The 15,522-nt window shown below is 77.0% G+C and carries 17 protein-coding genes; 11 read left to right on the top strand and 6 right to left on the bottom strand.

Annotation, left to right across the window (positions count from 1 at the left end; translation table 11 throughout):
• On the top strand, positions 1-1,542 hold a 1,542-nt coding region (locus ACI79X_RS09800), incomplete at its 5' end, for a DUF885 domain-containing protein (protein WP_457025208.1).
• Here ACI79X_RS09800 and ACI79X_RS09795 read toward each other — a convergent pair.
• Entirely contained in the window at positions 1,539-2,246 is a 708-nt protein-coding gene (locus ACI79X_RS09795; protein ID WP_457025207.1) for a TetR/AcrR family transcriptional regulator, read from the bottom strand. The genes ACI79X_RS09800 and ACI79X_RS09795 overlap by 4 nt on opposite strands.
• 128 nt (positions 2,247-2,374) lie before the next feature.
• On the opposite strand from ACI79X_RS09795, the gene ACI79X_RS09790 reads away from it, so the two are divergent.
• The gene (locus ACI79X_RS09790; RefSeq protein ID WP_457025206.1) at positions 2,375-3,307 is read left to right on the top strand and encodes an NAD-dependent epimerase/dehydratase family protein; all 933 of its coding nucleotides are present in this window, start codon (positions 2,375-2,377) and stop codon (positions 3,305-3,307) included.
• Between the two features lie 12 nt (positions 3,308-3,319).
• On the opposite strand, the gene ACI79X_RS09785 is transcribed toward ACI79X_RS09790, so the two are convergent.
• Both ACI79X_RS09785 and nhaA read right to left on the bottom strand, forming a co-directional pair.
• Positions 3,320-4,018, bottom strand: a complete 699-nt coding sequence (locus ACI79X_RS09785; RefSeq protein ID WP_457025205.1) for a hypothetical protein — start codon at positions 4,016-4,018, stop codon at positions 3,320-3,322.
• A 320-nt stretch (positions 4,019-4,338) separates the two neighbouring features.
• Positions 4,339-5,724: a Na+/H+ antiporter NhaA gene (gene nhaA / locus ACI79X_RS09780; protein ID WP_457025204.1), complete on the bottom strand. Its 1,386-nt coding sequence runs from the start codon at positions 5,722-5,724 to the stop codon at positions 4,339-4,341.
• Between the two features lie 148 nt (positions 5,725-5,872).
• Between nhaA and murD the strand changes: the two genes are divergently transcribed.
• The 9 genes from murD (at position 5,873) to ACI79X_RS09735 (ending at position 13,516) form a co-directional block, all read left to right on the top strand.
• Positions 5,873-7,243 carry a UDP-N-acetylmuramoyl-L-alanine--D-glutamate ligase gene (gene murD / locus ACI79X_RS09775; protein WP_457025203.1) on the top strand — a complete coding sequence of 457 codons (1,371 nt, stop codon included), beginning with the start codon at positions 5,873-5,875 and terminating at the stop codon, positions 7,241-7,243.
• Positions 7,236-8,564, top strand: coding sequence for a hypothetical protein (locus ACI79X_RS09770; RefSeq protein ID WP_457025202.1), 1,329 nt, complete (start codon positions 7,236-7,238; stop codon positions 8,562-8,564). Before murD ends, ACI79X_RS09770 begins: the two co-directional genes overlap by 8 nt.
• Positions 8,565-8,591: 27 nt before the next feature.
• Positions 8,592-9,041: a Fur family transcriptional regulator gene (locus ACI79X_RS09765; protein ID WP_457025201.1), complete on the top strand. Its 450-nt coding sequence runs from the start codon at positions 8,592-8,594 to the stop codon at positions 9,039-9,041.
• Positions 9,042-9,045: 4 nt separating this feature from the next.
• Positions 9,046-10,152 carry a CAF17-like 4Fe-4S cluster assembly/insertion protein YgfZ gene (ygfZ, locus tag ACI79X_RS09760; protein WP_457025200.1) on the top strand — a complete coding sequence of 369 codons (1,107 nt, stop codon included), beginning with the start codon at positions 9,046-9,048 and terminating at the stop codon, positions 10,150-10,152.
• Positions 10,149-10,715 (top strand): RsiG family protein, encoded by a 567-nt coding sequence (locus ACI79X_RS09755; protein WP_457025199.1) that lies wholly within the window; start codon positions 10,149-10,151, stop codon positions 10,713-10,715. The genes ygfZ and ACI79X_RS09755 overlap by 4 nt, the downstream gene beginning before the upstream one ends.
• On the top strand, positions 10,712-11,749 hold the full coding sequence (locus ACI79X_RS09750) for an asparaginase (RefSeq protein ID WP_457025198.1): 1,038 nt from the start codon (positions 10,712-10,714) through the stop codon (positions 11,747-11,749). Before ACI79X_RS09755 ends, ACI79X_RS09750 begins: the two co-directional genes overlap by 4 nt.
• 98 nt (positions 11,750-11,847) lie before the next feature.
• On the top strand, positions 11,848-12,393 hold the full coding sequence (locus ACI79X_RS09745) for a helix-turn-helix domain-containing protein (protein WP_457025197.1): 546 nt from the start codon (positions 11,848-11,850) through the stop codon (positions 12,391-12,393).
• Positions 12,390-13,109 carry a hypothetical protein gene (locus ACI79X_RS09740; RefSeq protein ID WP_457025196.1) on the top strand — a complete coding sequence of 240 codons (720 nt, stop codon included), beginning with the start codon at positions 12,390-12,392 and terminating at the stop codon, positions 13,107-13,109. Before ACI79X_RS09745 ends, ACI79X_RS09740 begins: the two co-directional genes overlap by 4 nt.
• A 122-nt stretch (positions 13,110-13,231) precedes the next feature.
• Complete coding sequence (locus tag ACI79X_RS09735) at positions 13,232-13,516, top strand: DUF2516 family protein (RefSeq protein WP_073421236.1); 285 nt, start codon at positions 13,232-13,234, stop codon at positions 13,514-13,516.
• Positions 13,517-13,531: 15 nt separating this feature from the next.
• Here the strand turns inward: ACI79X_RS09735 and ACI79X_RS09730 are convergent, their stop codons facing one another.
• Genes ACI79X_RS09730 through ACI79X_RS09720 form a run of 3 tightly spaced genes read right to left on the bottom strand, consistent with a single transcriptional unit; the run spans position 13,532 to position 15,507 of the window.
• Positions 13,532-13,741, bottom strand: coding sequence for a PspC domain-containing protein (locus ACI79X_RS09730; protein ID WP_457025195.1), 210 nt, complete (start codon positions 13,739-13,741; stop codon positions 13,532-13,534).
• 51 nt (positions 13,742-13,792) lie between these two features.
• Positions 13,793-14,653: a spermidine synthase gene (locus ACI79X_RS09725; protein ID WP_457025194.1), complete on the bottom strand. Its 861-nt coding sequence runs from the start codon at positions 14,651-14,653 to the stop codon at positions 13,793-13,795.
• Positions 14,650-15,507, bottom strand: a complete 858-nt coding sequence (locus ACI79X_RS09720) for a class I SAM-dependent methyltransferase (RefSeq protein WP_457025193.1) — start codon at positions 15,505-15,507, stop codon at positions 14,650-14,652. The genes ACI79X_RS09725 and ACI79X_RS09720 overlap by 4 nt, the downstream gene beginning before the upstream one ends.
• Positions 15,508-15,522 lie beyond the last annotated feature (15 nt).

The following is a 15,522-nucleotide window of genomic DNA, read 5'->3' as shown; positions in this document are numbered from 1 at the left end:
CCCCCCCCCCCCCCCCCCCCCCCCCCCCCCCCCCCCCCCCCCCCCCCCCCCCCCCCCCCCCCCCCCCCCCCCCCCCCCCCCCCCCCCCCCCCCCCCCCCCCCCCCCCCCCCCCCCCCCCCCCCCACGACGCCGGCGAGGGCTTCCGGGCGCTGTCGAACCTGTTCAGCCCGGTGCACTCGATCCGCTCGGTGTTCCTGCTCATGCCGACGGCGACCGACGACGACTGGGGCGTGGTGGCCCGCCGGATGGCCCGGGTGCCCGAGGCCTACCGGGGCTACCTGGACACGCTGCGGGAGGGTGCCCGGCGCGGCCTCCTCGTGGCGCCGCGGCAGGTGTCCACCGTCGTCGGCCAGCTCGGCGAGTGGCTGTCCGGGCCGTTCTTCGGCGGGCTGGCGGCTTCCGGCCCCGACGCCGTGCGGGGCGACCTCGACGCCGCCGCCCGCGCGGCCGACGCCGCGGTGGCCGAGGTGCGCGACTTCCTGCGCGACGAGTACCTCCCGCGGGCGGAGGGCACGCCGGACGCCGTCGGCCGCGACCGCTACGCCGTCGCGGCCCGCCGCTGGAACGGCTCGGACCTCGGCGCGGGGCAGGGCCTGGAGGAGGCCTACGCCTGGGGCTGGAACGAGCACCGGCGGCTGCTGGCCGAGCAGCGGGCCGAGGCGCAGGCGCTGCGGCCGGGGTCGTCCCCCCGGGAGGCCATGGCCTGGCTGGACGAGCACGGCCCCGCGGTCGACGGCGTCGAGGCGATCCGGCAGCGGCTGCAGGCGATGATGGACGAGGCGATCACCGCGCTCGACGGCACGCACTTCGACCTCGCCGAGCCGGTGCGCCGGGTGGAGGCGATGATCGCGCCGCCCGGCAGCGCCGCCGCGCCGTACTACACCCGCCCGGCGCAGGACTTCTCCCGCCCGGGCCGCACCTGGCTGCCGACGCTGGGCCGCGAGCGCTTCCCGCTGTGGGACCTGGTCTCGATCTGGTACCACGAGGGCGTCCCGGGCCACCACCTGCAGCTGGCGCAGTGGGCGTACGTCTCCGGCGACCTGTCGACGTACCAGACGTCGCTGGGCTCGGTGAGCGCCAACGTCGAGGGCTGGGCGCTGTACGCCGAGCGGCTCATGGACGAGCTCGGGTACCTCACCGAGCCCGGCGCCCGGCTGGGCTACCTCGACGCCCAGCAGCTGCGCGCCATCCGGGTGGTCATCGACATCGGCATGCACCTGCGGCTGCCCGTCCCCGCTGACGCCGAGGGGGTGCTGGCCGGGCACCGCGGCGAGCCGTGGACGCCGGAGCTCGCGCGGGCGTTCGCCGGCGAGCACCTGGGCAGCGACCCGGCGTTCCTCGACAGCGAGCTGATCCGCTACCTGGGCCTGCCCGGGCAGGCGATCAGCTACAAGCTGGGGGAGCGGGCGTGGCTGGCCGGCCGGGCGGCGGCGCAGCGGGCCCGCGGTGCCGCGTTCGACCTCAAGGCGTGGCACATGGCGGCGCTGTCGCAGGGCTCGCTCGGTCTCGACGACCTCGAGGCGGAGCTCGCGGCGCTCTAGCCGGCCGGCCGCAGCCCGACCAGGGCCCCCAGCTCGGCGACCACGCGGGCGAAGTAGGCGTCCGCGTCCTCCACCGACCCCACGAGGTGGCCGAACAGCTCGAAGCTGACCGTGCCGAACAGCGAGCTCCAGGCCAGCAGGGCGCGGACCCGGACGGCGTCGTCGATGCCCGGGGCCCCGTGCCCGAGGACCTCCACGGCGGCGTCGCCGAGCAGGCCGGGCACCCGGCCGTCGTCGCGGTCCCCGTGGCCGGCACCGCCGGCCAGCCGGCCGGCGCGGGCGGCGTCGCCCAGGATCGTGCCGAGCACGATGCCGACCCGCGACGCCGCCGGCACCGTGTCGCGCGGGGCGGAGTAGCCCGGCACCGGCGAGCCGTAGAGCAGCGCGTACTCGTGCGGACGGTCCCGCGCCCAGTCCCGCACCGCCCCGCAGACCGCGGCCCAGCGATCCTCCGGCTCGGCGGCGGGGTCGTCGGCGGCTTCGGCCGCCGACCCGAGGGCGTCGTAGCCGTCGATGATCAGGCGGGTGAGCAGGTCGTCGCGGCTCGGGAAGTAGCGGTAGACCGCCGACGACACCATGCCGACCTCACGGGCCACCGCGCGCAGCGAGAGCGCGGCCGCGCCCACCTCGGCGAGCTGGCGGCGGGCGGCCGCGGTGATCTCGGCGGTGATCTCGGCGCGGACGCGCTCGCGGGCGGTGGGCACCCGGCCATCCTCCGCCGATGAGAGCACCGAACGCAACAGAGAGCACCGCTCTTGACAGGATGGGGAGCCGGTGGGAGCGTCGTCCTCGAACGAGAGCACCGCTCTCGCCGAACCGAGGAGGAGCCGTCATGGCACTGCACGTGATCGTGGGCAAGGGGCCCGTGGGGACGACGACGGCGGAGCTGCTCGCCGCCCGGGGACACGAGGTGCGCGTGCTGTCGCGCAGCGGCGGGGTCTCCACCGGCACCGTCGAGCACCGCCGGGTGGACGCCGCCGACGCCGCCGCCCTCACCGCGGCCACCGCCGGTGCGGCCGCGCTCTACAACGCCGTCAACCCGGCCTACCACCGCTGGACCACCGACTGGCCGCCGGTCGCGGCCGCGCTGCTCACCGCCGCGGAGCGCACCGGTGCCGTCCTGGTGACCATGTCCAACCTCTACGTCTACGGCCGCCCCACCGGGCCGATGACGCCGGACAGCCCGCTGGCGGCCACCGACACCAAGGGCCGGGTCCGGGTGGCGATGTGGCGCGACGCGCTCGCCGCGCACGAGGCCGGCCGCATCCGGATGACCGAGGCCCGCGCCGGCGACTTCGTCGGCCCGCAGGTGCCGGCCGCGCAGTCGCACCTGGTGCGGCAGCTGCCGGCGCTGCGCCGCGGCCGGCGCGCCTGGGTGGTCGGCGACCCCGACGTCCCGCGCAGCTGGACCTACCTGCCCGACGTCGCCGCGACCCTGGCCGTCCTCGGCACCGACGAGCGCGCGCTCGGGCGGGCCTGGCACGTGCCGAGCAACCCGCCGCGCTCCCAGCGGCAGGCGCTCGGTGACCTGTCCCGCGCCCTCGGCCGGGCGCCGGGCCCGGTGAGCGGCCTCCCGTGGCCGGTGCTCAGCGCGATGGGCTGGTTCTCGCCGATGATGCGCGAGGTGGTCGACGTCCGGCACCAGTTCGACCAGGAGTACGTGCTGGACGCCTCGGCGACGGAGCGGGCCTTCGACCTGGCCGCCACCCCGTGGGACGAGGTGGTCGCGGCGACGGCCGGCGCGCCGGTGGGCGTGCGGGCCTGAGGCCCGCGGGTGTCAGGCCCGGCCGCCGACCGGGTTGACCGGGTCGCTGTCGGGGGTGACCGGGTCGGTGGGCAGCGCGGGGGCGACCTCCAGCCGGCTGGCCAGCAGCTCGTCGACGGCGGCGACGCCCGCCCCCACCCACGTGCTGGTCAGCGCCGGGTCGGTGACCACGCACCAGGACCGGTCGGCCGGCCACCACAGCGCGGCGCTCTGCTCGCGCGGTTCGGTGGCGAAGTTGGTGGCCGCGCGGTCGACCGGGGCGCGGACGAGCAGCAGGTCGGCGCGGGGGAGTCGCAGCCGCGGCAGGTCGGCCGCCCCCTCGTCGTCCCAGCCGAACCAGCACTCGCCGGGGCTGGTCGTGTGGGCGGCGAGGACGGCGGCGAGCTCACCGGCGACGTGCGCGGCCAGGTGGCCCTCGGCGGGCGCGTCGTTCCACAGCCCGGGCTGGTCGTCCTCGCCGAGGTACTCCCACGAGCCGGTGATGCCCGGCCACTGCATGAGCCGGTGCGGCGTCGTCCCGTTGGCCGCGGCCACCTCGTCCCAGCGGACGAAGACGTCGGTGTCGCCCTCGTAGCGGACGGCGGGGTGGAACACCCGGGCGTACGCGGGGAACACGTCGGGCACGAGGGCGGCCACGGTGTCGGGGGGAGCGGCGCGGACGGCCTCGGCGATCCAGCGGCCGGCCTGTGCGGTGCGCCCAGCGGTCTGCACGGCCGCTGCTCCCTCCCCCGGAGAACGGACAACCCCCGGGCTGCTCCGCGGCGCCTCCGGGGAGGAGGCTGCTCGCGGGCCGACTGGACAAGTGTCGGCGGCCCGGGGGTCGGGTGACTGTCCGGTTCTCGCTCGCCGCCGTACGACGGACGGGCGATCATGCCGTCGTTCGGATTCCACTCCGAACGGGCGGCCCATCTGGACGGCGGCTAGCGGACAGCCACCTCACGAGTCCGATAAGAATTCAATTGTTCGGACCACCTCCCCTCTCGTGTACCTCGACGGTACGACGCCGTTCCGGGGGTCTGCAACGGCGTTCTTCAGCCGTCGGCTGAACCACCCACGGTCCGCCCCGGGGGAGGCGTCCCGCGCCAGTCCGGATCGTGGTCGGCGCGGTCGCGCACCGTTCCGCCCTGGAAGACGTCGGGGATGTCGTCGTGGTCGGCGTCGACCGACTCGAGCTCGCAGATCCGCCGGTAGCGCCGGTTGCGCAGCCGCAGCACGACCGTGGCCAGCAGCGCGGACAACAGGGTGCCCACCAGCACGCCGACCTTGACGTGGTCGTCCCGCTCGGAGCCGAGGCCGAACGCCAGCTCACCGATGAGCAGCGAGACGGTGAAGCCGATGCCGCCGAGCAGGGCGACACCGACCAGGTCGGGCCAGCCCAGCTCGTCGGCGAACTCCGCGCGCGTGAACCGGGTGACCAGCCAGCTCGCGCCCACGATGCCGAGCACCTTGCCCACGACCAGGCCGACGACGATGCCGAGGGCCACCCGGTCGCCGAGCGACTCCACGAGCCCCGACAGGCCGCCCACGGTGACGCCCGCCGCGAAGAAGGCGAAGACCGGGACGGCGATCCCCGCCGAGATGGGCCGGAAGCGGTGCTCGAGGTGCTCGGCGAGGCCGGGGCCGGCGTCCGGGCCGCCGGCGGCCTCACTGCGCACCACCGGGACGGTGAAGGCGAGCAGGACGCCGGCGACCGTGGCGTGCACGCCGGACTCGTGCACGAACACCCAGGTGAGCACCGCGAGGGGCAGCAGCAGCCACCAGGAGCGGACGCGCTTCTGCACCAGGAACCCGAAGACGGCGAGCGGGACGAGCGCCAGTGCGAGCCAGCCCGCCGCCAGGCTCGTCGTGTAGAAGACCGCGATGATCGTGATGGCCAGCAGGTCGTCGACGACGGCGAGCGTGAGCAGGAACGTCCGCAGCGCGCTCGGCAGGTGGGTGCTGATGACCGCGAGGACGGCGAGGGCGAAGGCGATGTCGGTGGCCGTCGGGATCGCCCAGCCCCGCAGGGCGTCGCCGCCACCGAGGTTGACCAGGGTGAACAGCAGCGCAGGCACGGCCATGCCGCCGACCGCCGCGGCCACCGGCAGCGCCGCCCGGCGGGGGTCGCGCAGGTCGCCGGCGACGAACTCGCGCTTCAGCTCGAGCCCCGCCACGAAGAAGAAGATCGCCAGCAGCCCGTCGGCGGCCCAGGTGCCCAAGGTCAGGTCCAGGTGCAGCGACGCCGGGCCCACGCGGGTGTCGCGCAGCGCCTCGTACGAGTCGCTCCAGGGCGAGTTGGCCCAGGCGAGGGCCACGACGGTGCCGATCAGCAGCAGGACGCCGCCGACGGTCTCCTTGCGGAGGACGTCGGCGATCCGACGGGTCTCGGTCCAGGAGCCGCGGGCGAAGACCCGGGTCGATCCGTGGGGGGCGTTCATGGGGCTGCTCCCGGGGTCGGGGGTCGGGTGGGCGCTGCCCGCTCAGGAGCAGCCCGCCGACCAGACTTCCCGGCACACCTTGATCCAGCCTACCGGTCGGGCCCGTCGTCGCCGTCCGGAGTGGGGGACGCTCCGTAGAGTGGTCGCCGTGGACCCCCGCCCGGCACCTCCCCCGCGGGAGCGGTCCCTCCAGCTGGCCGAGCTGGCCGGCCGCCGGGTGGGCGTGTGGGGCCACGGCCGCGAAGGCCGTGCCGCCGTCCGCGCCGCGCTGGCCGCGGGCGCCGCCTCGGTGCTCGTCGCCGACAGCCGGCCGGTCGACCCCGCCGCGCTGCCCCCGGGCGTGGGTGCCACCGCCGACGTGGCCGGCCTGGCGGGCTGCGACGTCGTCTTCCGCTCGCCGGGGATCAGCCCGTACCGGGACGAGGCCCGGTCGCTCGCCGACCGCACGGTGGTCACCACCGGCACCGGCGTCGCGCTGGCCGAGGCGGCCGCTCGGGGGGTCCCGGTGCTGTGCGTGACCGGCACCAAGGGCAAGAGCACCACGAGCGCGCTCGCCGCCGCCGTCCTCACCGCCGCGGGGCGCCCGGCCGTGCACGCCGGCAACATCGGTACCCCGCTGCTCGACGCCGTCCTCGACGGCGTCGGGAACCGCACGCTGGTCGTCGAGGTGTCGAGCTACCAGGCCGCCGCCGTGCCCGACTTCGCCGGCCGCGGCGCGCTCACCTCGCTGGCGCCCGAGCACCTGGACTGGCACGGCTCGGAGACCACCTACTTCCGCGACAAGCTGCGCGTCTTCGCCGGCTGCCCCGACCGCTCGGTCGCGGTCGGCGCGCAGGCCCGCCCGGTCGCCGAGCGGTACCTGCGGCCCGCGCAGCTGGTCGACCCCGCCGAGGTGCTGCCCGCGGGCCTCGCCGAGGCCGTGCAGCCGGTGCACCTGCCCGGCGCGCACAACCGCAGCAACGTCGAGGTGGCGCTGGCCGCCTGCGCGCTGCTCGGGCTCGACCTCGCCGCGACCGCCGACGCCGTCGCCTCCGCCGTCGCGGGCTTCCGGGCGCTGCCGCACCGGCTCGCCCCGGTGGCCACGCTCCGCGGCGTCACGTTCGTCGACGACACGCTGTCCACCACGCCGGTCTCCGTGCTGGCCGCCCTCGACGCGCTCGCCGGCCGCCCGCTCACCCTCATCGCCGGGGGACAGGACCGGGGCCTGGACTACACGGGCCTGGCCGCGACGTTGGTGCAGCGGCGGGACACCGTCGCGCTGGTCACCGTCCCCGACACGGGGGCGCGGCTGGCCGACGACGTCCGCCGGGAGGCCGCCGGGGCGGCGGTGCGCCTCACCGAGACGCAGTCCCTGACCGAGGCGGTGGCGGCGGCGATCGCCGGCACCCCGCCGGGCGGGGTCGTGCTGCTCTCGCCCGGCGCCCCCAGTTACAACCGCTTCCGCGACTTCGAGGAGTTGGCAGCCACCTATGAGCAGATCCTCGTCGACTCCGGCGCCGAGCGCGTCCCGGGTGTCTGAGGCCGGCGCGTTCGTCGTCGCCGGGCGGTCCCTCGACCTCGCCACCGGCGAGGCGGCCTTCTCCTACCGGCTCGGCGACGACGAGTTCACCGAACGGCTCACCCTCGACCCGGTGCTGCTCGGCGGCGGGCCGGCCCCGGCGGTGCTCGACGCCGCCCTCGACCTCGTCCACCTGGTCATGGGCACCAGCTACTACAAGCTGGCCGCGCCCGGCCGGGTCGTCGTCGAGCGCCCGGTGACCGCGGCGCAGATCGCCGTCGCGCGGGCGGCCTACACCGACGGCCTCGGCGAGTTCGCCGCCGTCAACCGGCTGCCGGTGCCGCACCGGGTGGAGTTCGCCGCCGAGGTCCGCGAGGCGGGCCCCGCGGCGGAGCCCGGCGGCCGCGGCGCGCTGCTGCCCGTGGGCGGCGGCAAGGACTCGGCGCTCGCGCTCGTGGTCGTCCCCGACGGGACGGCGCTCGCGGTCAACCCGACCGGCGCGCAGCGCGACGTCGCCCGCGCGGCCGGCGTCCCGCTGGTCGAGGTGCGCCGGAGGCTCGACCCGCTGCTGGCCGAGCGCACGGCGCAGGGCGGGCTCAACGGGCACGTGCCGGTCACCGCGATCAACTCCGCGATCGCCACCCTGGTCGCCGTCCTCGGCGGGTTCGACCCGGTGGTGTTCGCCAACGAGCGCTCGGCCGACGAGGAGACCCTCACCGTCGACGGCGCCAGCGTGAACCACCAGTACTCGAAGTCCTACGCCTTCGAGCGGCTGTTCACCGCGGCCGCGGCAGAGGTGGGCGCCGGGTACTTCAGCCTGACCCGGCAGCTGTCGGAGCTGGCCACGGTCGCCGCGGTGGCCGCGCTGCCGCTGCGGGGCGACATCCTCAGCTGCAACCGCTCCTACACGCAGAAGCACATGGGCTTCGGCGGGCAGGCCGAGCAGCGCTGGTGCCTGCACTGCGACAAGTGCCTGTTCACCTTCCTGTGCTTCGCGGTGTTCCTCCCGCCGGCCGAGGCGGAGGAGATGTTCGGCGGCAACCCGCTCGCGGACGCCTCGCTGGCCGACGGGTTCCGGAGGCTGTGGGCCACCGAGAAGCCGTTCGACTGCGTGGGGGAGCGGGCCGAGAGCGCCGCCGCGATGGCGCACCTGGCCGCGTCCCGCTCCTGGGGCTCGCAGCCGGTCGTGCGCCTGCTGGGCGCCGAGGCCGCCGACGCCGCGCAGGTCACCGACGCCACCGTCGCCCGGTTCCTGCCGCCGCGCGGGGAGCACGGCATCCCGCCGCGGTACCTGGAGTCGCTGCGGCGGGTGCTCGAGGCCTCCCGCAGCGCCGTCCCCTGAGCCCGCGCCGGTCCTAGGCTGCTGGGCGTGTCCGACACCGGTGCTCCCCTCGCGGAGAAGCTGCGCGCGCAGGGCCTGCGGCTGACGCACCAGCGCCAGCAGGTGCTGGCGGCGGTCGCGGAGCTCGACCACGCCACCCCGGAGGCGATCGGCGCGCGGCTGCGCGAGCAGGCCGGCCCCGGCGGCGCGGCGCCGGACACCTCGACCGTCTACCGCACCCTGGAGCTGCTCGAGCGCCTCGGCCTGGTCTGGCACACCCACGTCGCCAAGGGCGCGCCGGTCTACCACGCCTCCGAGCACCCGCACCTGCACGTGGTCTGCGCCTCGTGCGGGGAGATCTCCTCCGCCGACCCGGAGGTCCTCGAGCAGGCCGCGGAACGTCTGGCGGCCGACCTGGGTTTCACCCTGGACGTGGGGCACGTCGCGCTGTCGGGCACGTGCCGCCGCTGCCGAGAGTCCGGGACGTCCCAGGAGTGACCGCATGAGCACCACCTCCCCGCTGGCCGCACGACCGGGCGCCGTCGTCGCCGAGGGCGCGACCGTCGCCGCCCACCTCGGGGACCCGCTGCGCGAGCAGCGGCTGCTCGCCGAGGGCGCCGGGCTCGTCGACCGCAGCGACCGCGACGTCCTGGCGATCCCCGGCCCCGACCGGCTCTCCTGGCTGCACAGCCTCACCAGCCAGCACCTCGAGCGGCTCGCCGACGGCACGGGCACCGAGGCGCTCGTCCTCTCGCCGCAGGGGCACGTCGAGCACCACCTCGTGCTCGCCGAGCTCGACGGCACCACCTGGGCCGACGTCGAGCCCGGCACCGGGGCGGCGCTCGCGACCTTCCTGCAGCGGATGGTCTTCATGCTCCGCGCCGAGCCGGCCCTGGTCACCGGCGAGTGGGCCCTGCTGTCGCTCGTCGGCCCCCGCGGGGCCGGGGTGCTCGCCGCCGCGGGCCTGCCCGCGCCGGAGGCGCCGTACGCGGTGCGGGCGCTGCCCGGCGGCGGCTGGGTGCGCCGGATGCCGGCCCTCGGCGACGGCGTCCCCGCGGTCGACCTGCTGGTGCCGCGCGCCGAGCTCGCCGCCCGCGCCGACGCGCTGACCGCCGCCGGCGCCGGCGTCGCCGGCCTGGACGCCTACGAGGCCCTGCGCGTCGAGGCCCGCCGTCCCCGTCTCGGCGCCGACACCGACCACCGCACGATCCCCAACGAGCTGGAGTGGCTCACCAGCGCCGTCCACCTCGAGAAGGGCTGCTACCGCGGGCAGGAGACCGTCGCCCGGGTGCACAACCTCGGCCGCCCGCCGCGGCGGCTGGTGCTGCTGCACCTCGACGGCGTCAGCGAGGACCTGCCGGCACCGGGCGCACCGGTGCTGCGCGGCGAGCGCGAGGTCGGCCGCGCCGGCACGGTCGTGCGCCACCACGAGCTGGGCGTCGTCGCGCTCGCACTGGTGAAGCAGTCGGTGGGCACCGACGCGGAGCTGACGGTGGGCGGGTCGCGGGCCGTGATCGACCCCGACGACGCCCCGGCCGCGCTCGACGACACCCGGGCCGCCGCCCGCGACCGCGTGCGCGCCGTCCGGTCTGCCACCATCGGGCGGTGACCTCCGGAAGCATCCCCCCGACCCCCGCCGGCGGCGCGGCCGTCGACGAGCTGCTCGCCCCGGCCTTCCTCGCGGGCGTCGAGTCCCGCTCCATGGCCGACGTCCGCGGGCTGCGCCGCCGGGCCGAGCAGGAGGAGGTCAACCTCTCCTACACGCGGCGGCTGCTGCAGGGCCGGCTCGACATCGTGCGCCGGGAGCTGCAGCGCCGGGCCGAGCACGACGGCCGCTCGCTGGTCGACCTGCTGCCGGAGATCCTCGCCGAGAAGGGCCGAGGCCCCGCGCACGGCCTGGGCCGCCACCAGACGGTGCAGCCGGCCGCGCCGGAGCGCTACGAGTCGTGGGTGAACGGCCTGACCCCCGGCGTCGACCTGTCCGACGTCACCGGGCTGCCCGACGCCGACCTCGAGCAGGCCGCCCGCGCCCTGGCCGCCGCCGAGGGCTCGCTGTCCGAGCGCCGCCGCGGCGTGCAGCAGGTGATGGACGCCCTCGCCGGCGAGCTCGCCCGCCGCTACCGCAACGGCGAGGCCGACGTCGCCGCCCTGCTCGCCGACGAGGCCCGATGAAGGACCCTGCTCCTCCCCACGCCTCGCAGGCTCGGCGCGGGCCCCTGGAGCACGGCCGTCCCAGCACCTCCCCGTGGCCCGACGCGCCGGTCCTCGTCGAGGTCTGGCGCTCCGGCTTCCTCGAGTCGGTGCACCGCGGCGCCGTCGTCGTGCTCGGCCCCGACGGGGACGTGCGCTGGTCGGCCGGCGACGTCGCCCGTCCCGTGCTGCCCCGCTCGTCGAACAAGCCGGTGCAGGCCACCACCTACCTCGCCGCCGGCTGGCGACCGCGGTCGGACGAGGAGCTGTCCATCGCCGCCGGCTCGCACGCCGGTGAGGACGGCCACCGCGACGTCGCCGCCGCGATCCTCGCCTCCGCCGGCCTCGACGCCGCCGCGCTCGGCTGCCCGCCGGCGCTGCCCGGGCACGAGGAGACCCGCGCCGCCTGGATCACCGGCGGCCGCGCCCCCGAGCGGCTGGCGTTCAACTGCTCCGGCAAGCACGCCGCGATGCTCGCCGCCTGCGTCGCGGCCGGCTGGCCGACCGAGGGCTACCTCGACCCGCAGCACCCGCTCCAGCAGGCGATCGAGGCGCGCCTGTCGGCCGCGGCCGGCGAGCCGGTGGCCGCCGTCGTCGTCGACGGCTGCGGCGCGCCCCAGCACGGCATCTCGCTGACCGGCCTGGCGCGCGGCCTGCGCTCGCTGGTGGACGCGGAGCCGGGGACGCCCGAGCGGGCCGTCGCCGACGCCATGCGCGCCCGGCCCTGGTACGTCGCCGGCACCGGCCGCGACGACACGCTGCTCATGGAGGCCGTGCCCGGCCTGCTGGTCAAGGGCGGGGCCGACGGCGTGCACGTCGCCGCACTGCCCGGCCGCGGCGCGATCGCCTACAAGCTAGACGACGGTGGCGACCGCGGCCGCGCGCCGGTGCTCGCCGCCGCGCTGCGCCGCCTCGGGGTCGACGCCGACGTGCTCACCCGCTGGTCGGCCCCGCCGGTCACCGGTGGCGACGGCGTCGTCGGCGAGGTCCGGCCGTCGGCGGTGCTCACCGCCTGACCTGCGCCCGCGGGGACACGCCGGGTGTGAGAGGACTCACGCAGGGGTGCTAGCAGCTGCGCTTGCAGTTGCTAGCACCCCTGGTTACCGTCGAGTACGTGCAGACCCCCGGCGAGTTCGTGAGCGGTCAGGTGAGGTCGGTCCGCGAGAAGGTGGACCAGCTCGCCGGCAGCGTCGCGGAGACCGTCGCGGCCGAGGCCCAGCAGGTCTCGACCGTGCGCTCGCAGGTGGGGGAGTTCATCCGGGAGCAGCGCAGCGCCGCCCGGGTGTCCCTGCGCGAGCTCGCCCGCACCGCGGGGGTGAGCAACCCCTACCTGTCGCAGGTGGAGCGGGGGCTGCGCAAGCCGTCGGCGGAGATCCTGGCCGCCATCGCCAAGGGGCTGGAGATCTCCGCCGAGACGCTCTACGAGCAGGCGGGCATCCTCGACCGGCGCCCCGGCAACCCCGACACGATCGCGGCGATCCGGTCCGACGAGCAGCTCTCCGAACGGCACAAGGCCGTGCTCCTCGAGCTGTACGAGACCTACGTGCGCGAGCACGCCGCCGCCCCGCGGACCCCCGGCACCTCCCCCGGCACCGACCCGAGCCCCGCCCCGCACCGCGTCCCCGCGGACGGGCCCACGATCTCCGAGGAGACAGCATGACCACCGCCACCTCCCTGCTCGAGCAGGTCGCCGAGCGCGGCCGCACCCCGCTCCTGGTCGCCGTCGGCGCCGGTGACCTCGCCGTCGAGCAGGCCCGCACCGTCCTCGCCACGCTGCGCTCGCGCGCCGAGGCCCTCCCCGGCGAGGCCCAGGTCCAGGTCGACCTGGCCACCAAGGAGGCCCGCACCCGCGCCGAACTGGCCGCCGACCGCGCCCGCGGCCTGGCCGGCGCCGTCCGCCCCGAGGCCGTCGTCAGCACCCTGAACACGCTGGTCGAGCAGGCCCGCACCCAGGCCGCCGGCACCGTCGAGGCGCTGGCCGAGCGCGGCGCCGACGTGCTGCAGGAGCTGCGCCGTCAGCCCGGCCTCCGCCGCTTCGCCGCCAAGGCCGAGGCCGCCGTCGACACCGTCGAGGAGACCGTCGAGGAGGTCATCGAGGACGCCGCCGAGGCCGTGACCGAGGCCTCCGACGAGATCACCTCGCGCGTCCAGAAGGCCGCCTCGAAGACCGCCAAGGCCGCCGCCCGCGCGGAGGAGGCCGTCGAGGAGGCCGCCGACTCGGCCAAGGCCACCATCGAGGACACCGCCGAGGCCGCCGACGAGGCGACCGCCAAGGCCGCCCGCAAGCCGGCCAAGCGCACCACCGCCGCGCGCGGCAAGGCCACCGGCACCTCGACCCGCGTGAGCCGCACCCGCACCGCCAAGACCACCGACTGACCTCGGTACCCGACCAGGGCCCCGGAGCTGCCACGAGCGCTCCGGGGCCCTGTCGCGTCCGGGGGCGGTGTCCTCCGTGCGGAGGGGTCCCGCCGTGCGTCCCGGCGGGTACCCTCCCGGGCATGGCGTTCGACGCGGTCCTGCTCGAGGCCCTCTACTGGGCCACCCTCGCGCTGACCGTGTGGGCCCTCGTCGACGCGGTCATCCGCCCGGCGCCCAACTACGTCGCCGCCGGCAAGCTCACCAAGCCGGCCTGGGCGGCGATCACCGCACTGGCCGCGGTGGTGCTCTACCTGTCGGGGCCGATGACGTTCCTCGGCCTGCCCGCGGTCATCGCCGCCGTCGTGTACCTGGTCGACGTGCGGCCCGCGGTCCGCGGGGTGCAGCGGGGCAACAGCCCCTGGTGACCGCGGGCGGCCGGGTCAGTACCGGTCGTCGCGCGGCATGAGCGCCCACAGCACCAGGTAGGCGATGAACTGCGGTCCGGGCAGGATGCACGAGACCACGAAGGCCAGCCGCAGCGCGCCGGTGGAGATGCCGTAGCGGCGGGCGATGCCGGAGCAGACGCCGGCGATCATCTTGTTGCGGGTGTCGCGGGCGAGCCGGCGCGGGGCCGGTGCGGGATAGGTCATGACCCGACCCTAGGCGCGTGCCGGGCACCCCGGCATCGGGGAAGACCCTGGTCAGCGGCTGAACACGCCCGGCGGGGGCTCGGGGGAGGCGACCGCCTCGGCGTCGGTGACCGGCCGCGCCCGGCCCACGAACCGGGCGAGGTCGTCGCCGTCGACCACCCGGGCGGGCATCGGGTCGCCGGCGCAGCGCCGGGTCAGGGCGGCCACCGGCAGCGGCGCGTCCGAGGCCACCGCGACGAGGTTGCCGAACCGCCGCCCGCGCAGCGTGCCGGGCTCGGCGAGCACGCAGACGTGCGCGAAGACGGCTTGCAGCGTGGCCACCTGCCCGCGGGCGAAGCGCAGCGGCGGGCCGTCGGCGACGTTCACGGTCAGCGCGCCACCCGGCCGCAGCACCCGGTGGGCCTCGGCGGCGTACTCGACGGTGGTGAGGTGCGCCGGCGTCCGCGCCCCGGCGAAGACGTCGCTGACGACGACGTCGGCGCTCGCCGCCGGCAGCGCCGCCAGCCCGGCGCGGGCGTCGGCGGCGCGCACCCGCACGCGCGCGTCGCGGGGCAGCGGCAGGTGCGCGCGGACCAGGTCGGTCAGCCGCTGGTCGACCTCCACCACCCGCTGCCGCGAGCCCGGCCGGGTGACCGCGAGGTAGCGGGCCAGCGTGAGCGCGCCGCCGCCCAGGTGCACCGCGTCGACCGGCTGTCCCTCGGGCGCGGCCAGGTCGAGCACGTGCCCCATCCGGCGGACGTACTCGAACTCCAGGTGGGCGGGGTCGTCGAGGTCCACGTGCGACTGCGGCGTCCCCTCGACCATCAGCACCCACGAGCCGTCGCGGTCGGCGTCGCCGAGCAGCTCCGCGACGCCGCCGTCGACCTCCGTGGGCCCCGGGGGCACGACCGGCGCGCGCTCGCCGCGCCTCACGACGGCGCCACCGCCGACCAGCGCACCGTGAGCTCGCCGTGCCGCCAGCGCCGCGTGGAGCCGACCAGCGGCCAGCCGTCGTCGGCGAGGGCCTGCACCGCGGCCACCCAGCGCTGGCGCGGGCCGAACGCGGTCAGCCCGGCCGCGGCGGCCCAGGCGGCGTCGAGGGCGCGCAGCAGGTCGTGCACCGGCCGGCCGGGCACGTTGTGGTGGATGAGCGCCTTGGGCAGCCGCTCCGCGAGGTCGGAGGGCCGGTCGAGGTCGGCGACGCGGGCGGCCAGGGTCAGGGTGAGCGGGCCGTCGGCGTCGAGGGCCACCCAGGTCGCCCGCCGTCCCCACTCGTCGCAGGTGCCCTCCACCAGCAGCCCGCCGGGGCCCAGCGCCGCGCACGTGGTCTCCCACGCCCGCGCCGCGGACGCCTCGTCGTACTGGCGCAGCACGTTGAACGCGCGCACCAGCACCGGGCGCAGGCCCGCGAGCTCGAAGCCGCCCACGCGGAAGTCGACGCGCGGCGGGTCGCGGTCGGCCTCGACGGCGGCCACGCGGGCCGGGTCGATCTCCAGCCCCACCACCTCGAGGCCGGGCACCGCGGGACCCAGCCGGTCGACGAGCTCCAGGGTGGTCACCGCGGACGCGCCGTAGCCCAGGTCGACGACGAGCGGGCGGGCGGCGTCGCGCAGGCGGGGGAGCTGGGTGGCGAGGATCCAGCGGTCGACCCGGCGCAGCCGGTTGGCGTTCGTGGTGCCGCGGGTGGGCAGGCCCAGCGCCCGGGCCCGGCCGGCGGCCAGACGGGGGTTGGCCTTGCGGGGGGTGAGCGACGCCCGGCGCTTGTGCCCGCTGTCGCCCTCGCTCACCGGGTCCGAGGGTAG

Source organism: Geodermatophilus sp. SYSU D01119 (assembly GCF_054049975.1).
This window is presented reverse-complemented; position numbering and strand designations above follow the sequence as displayed.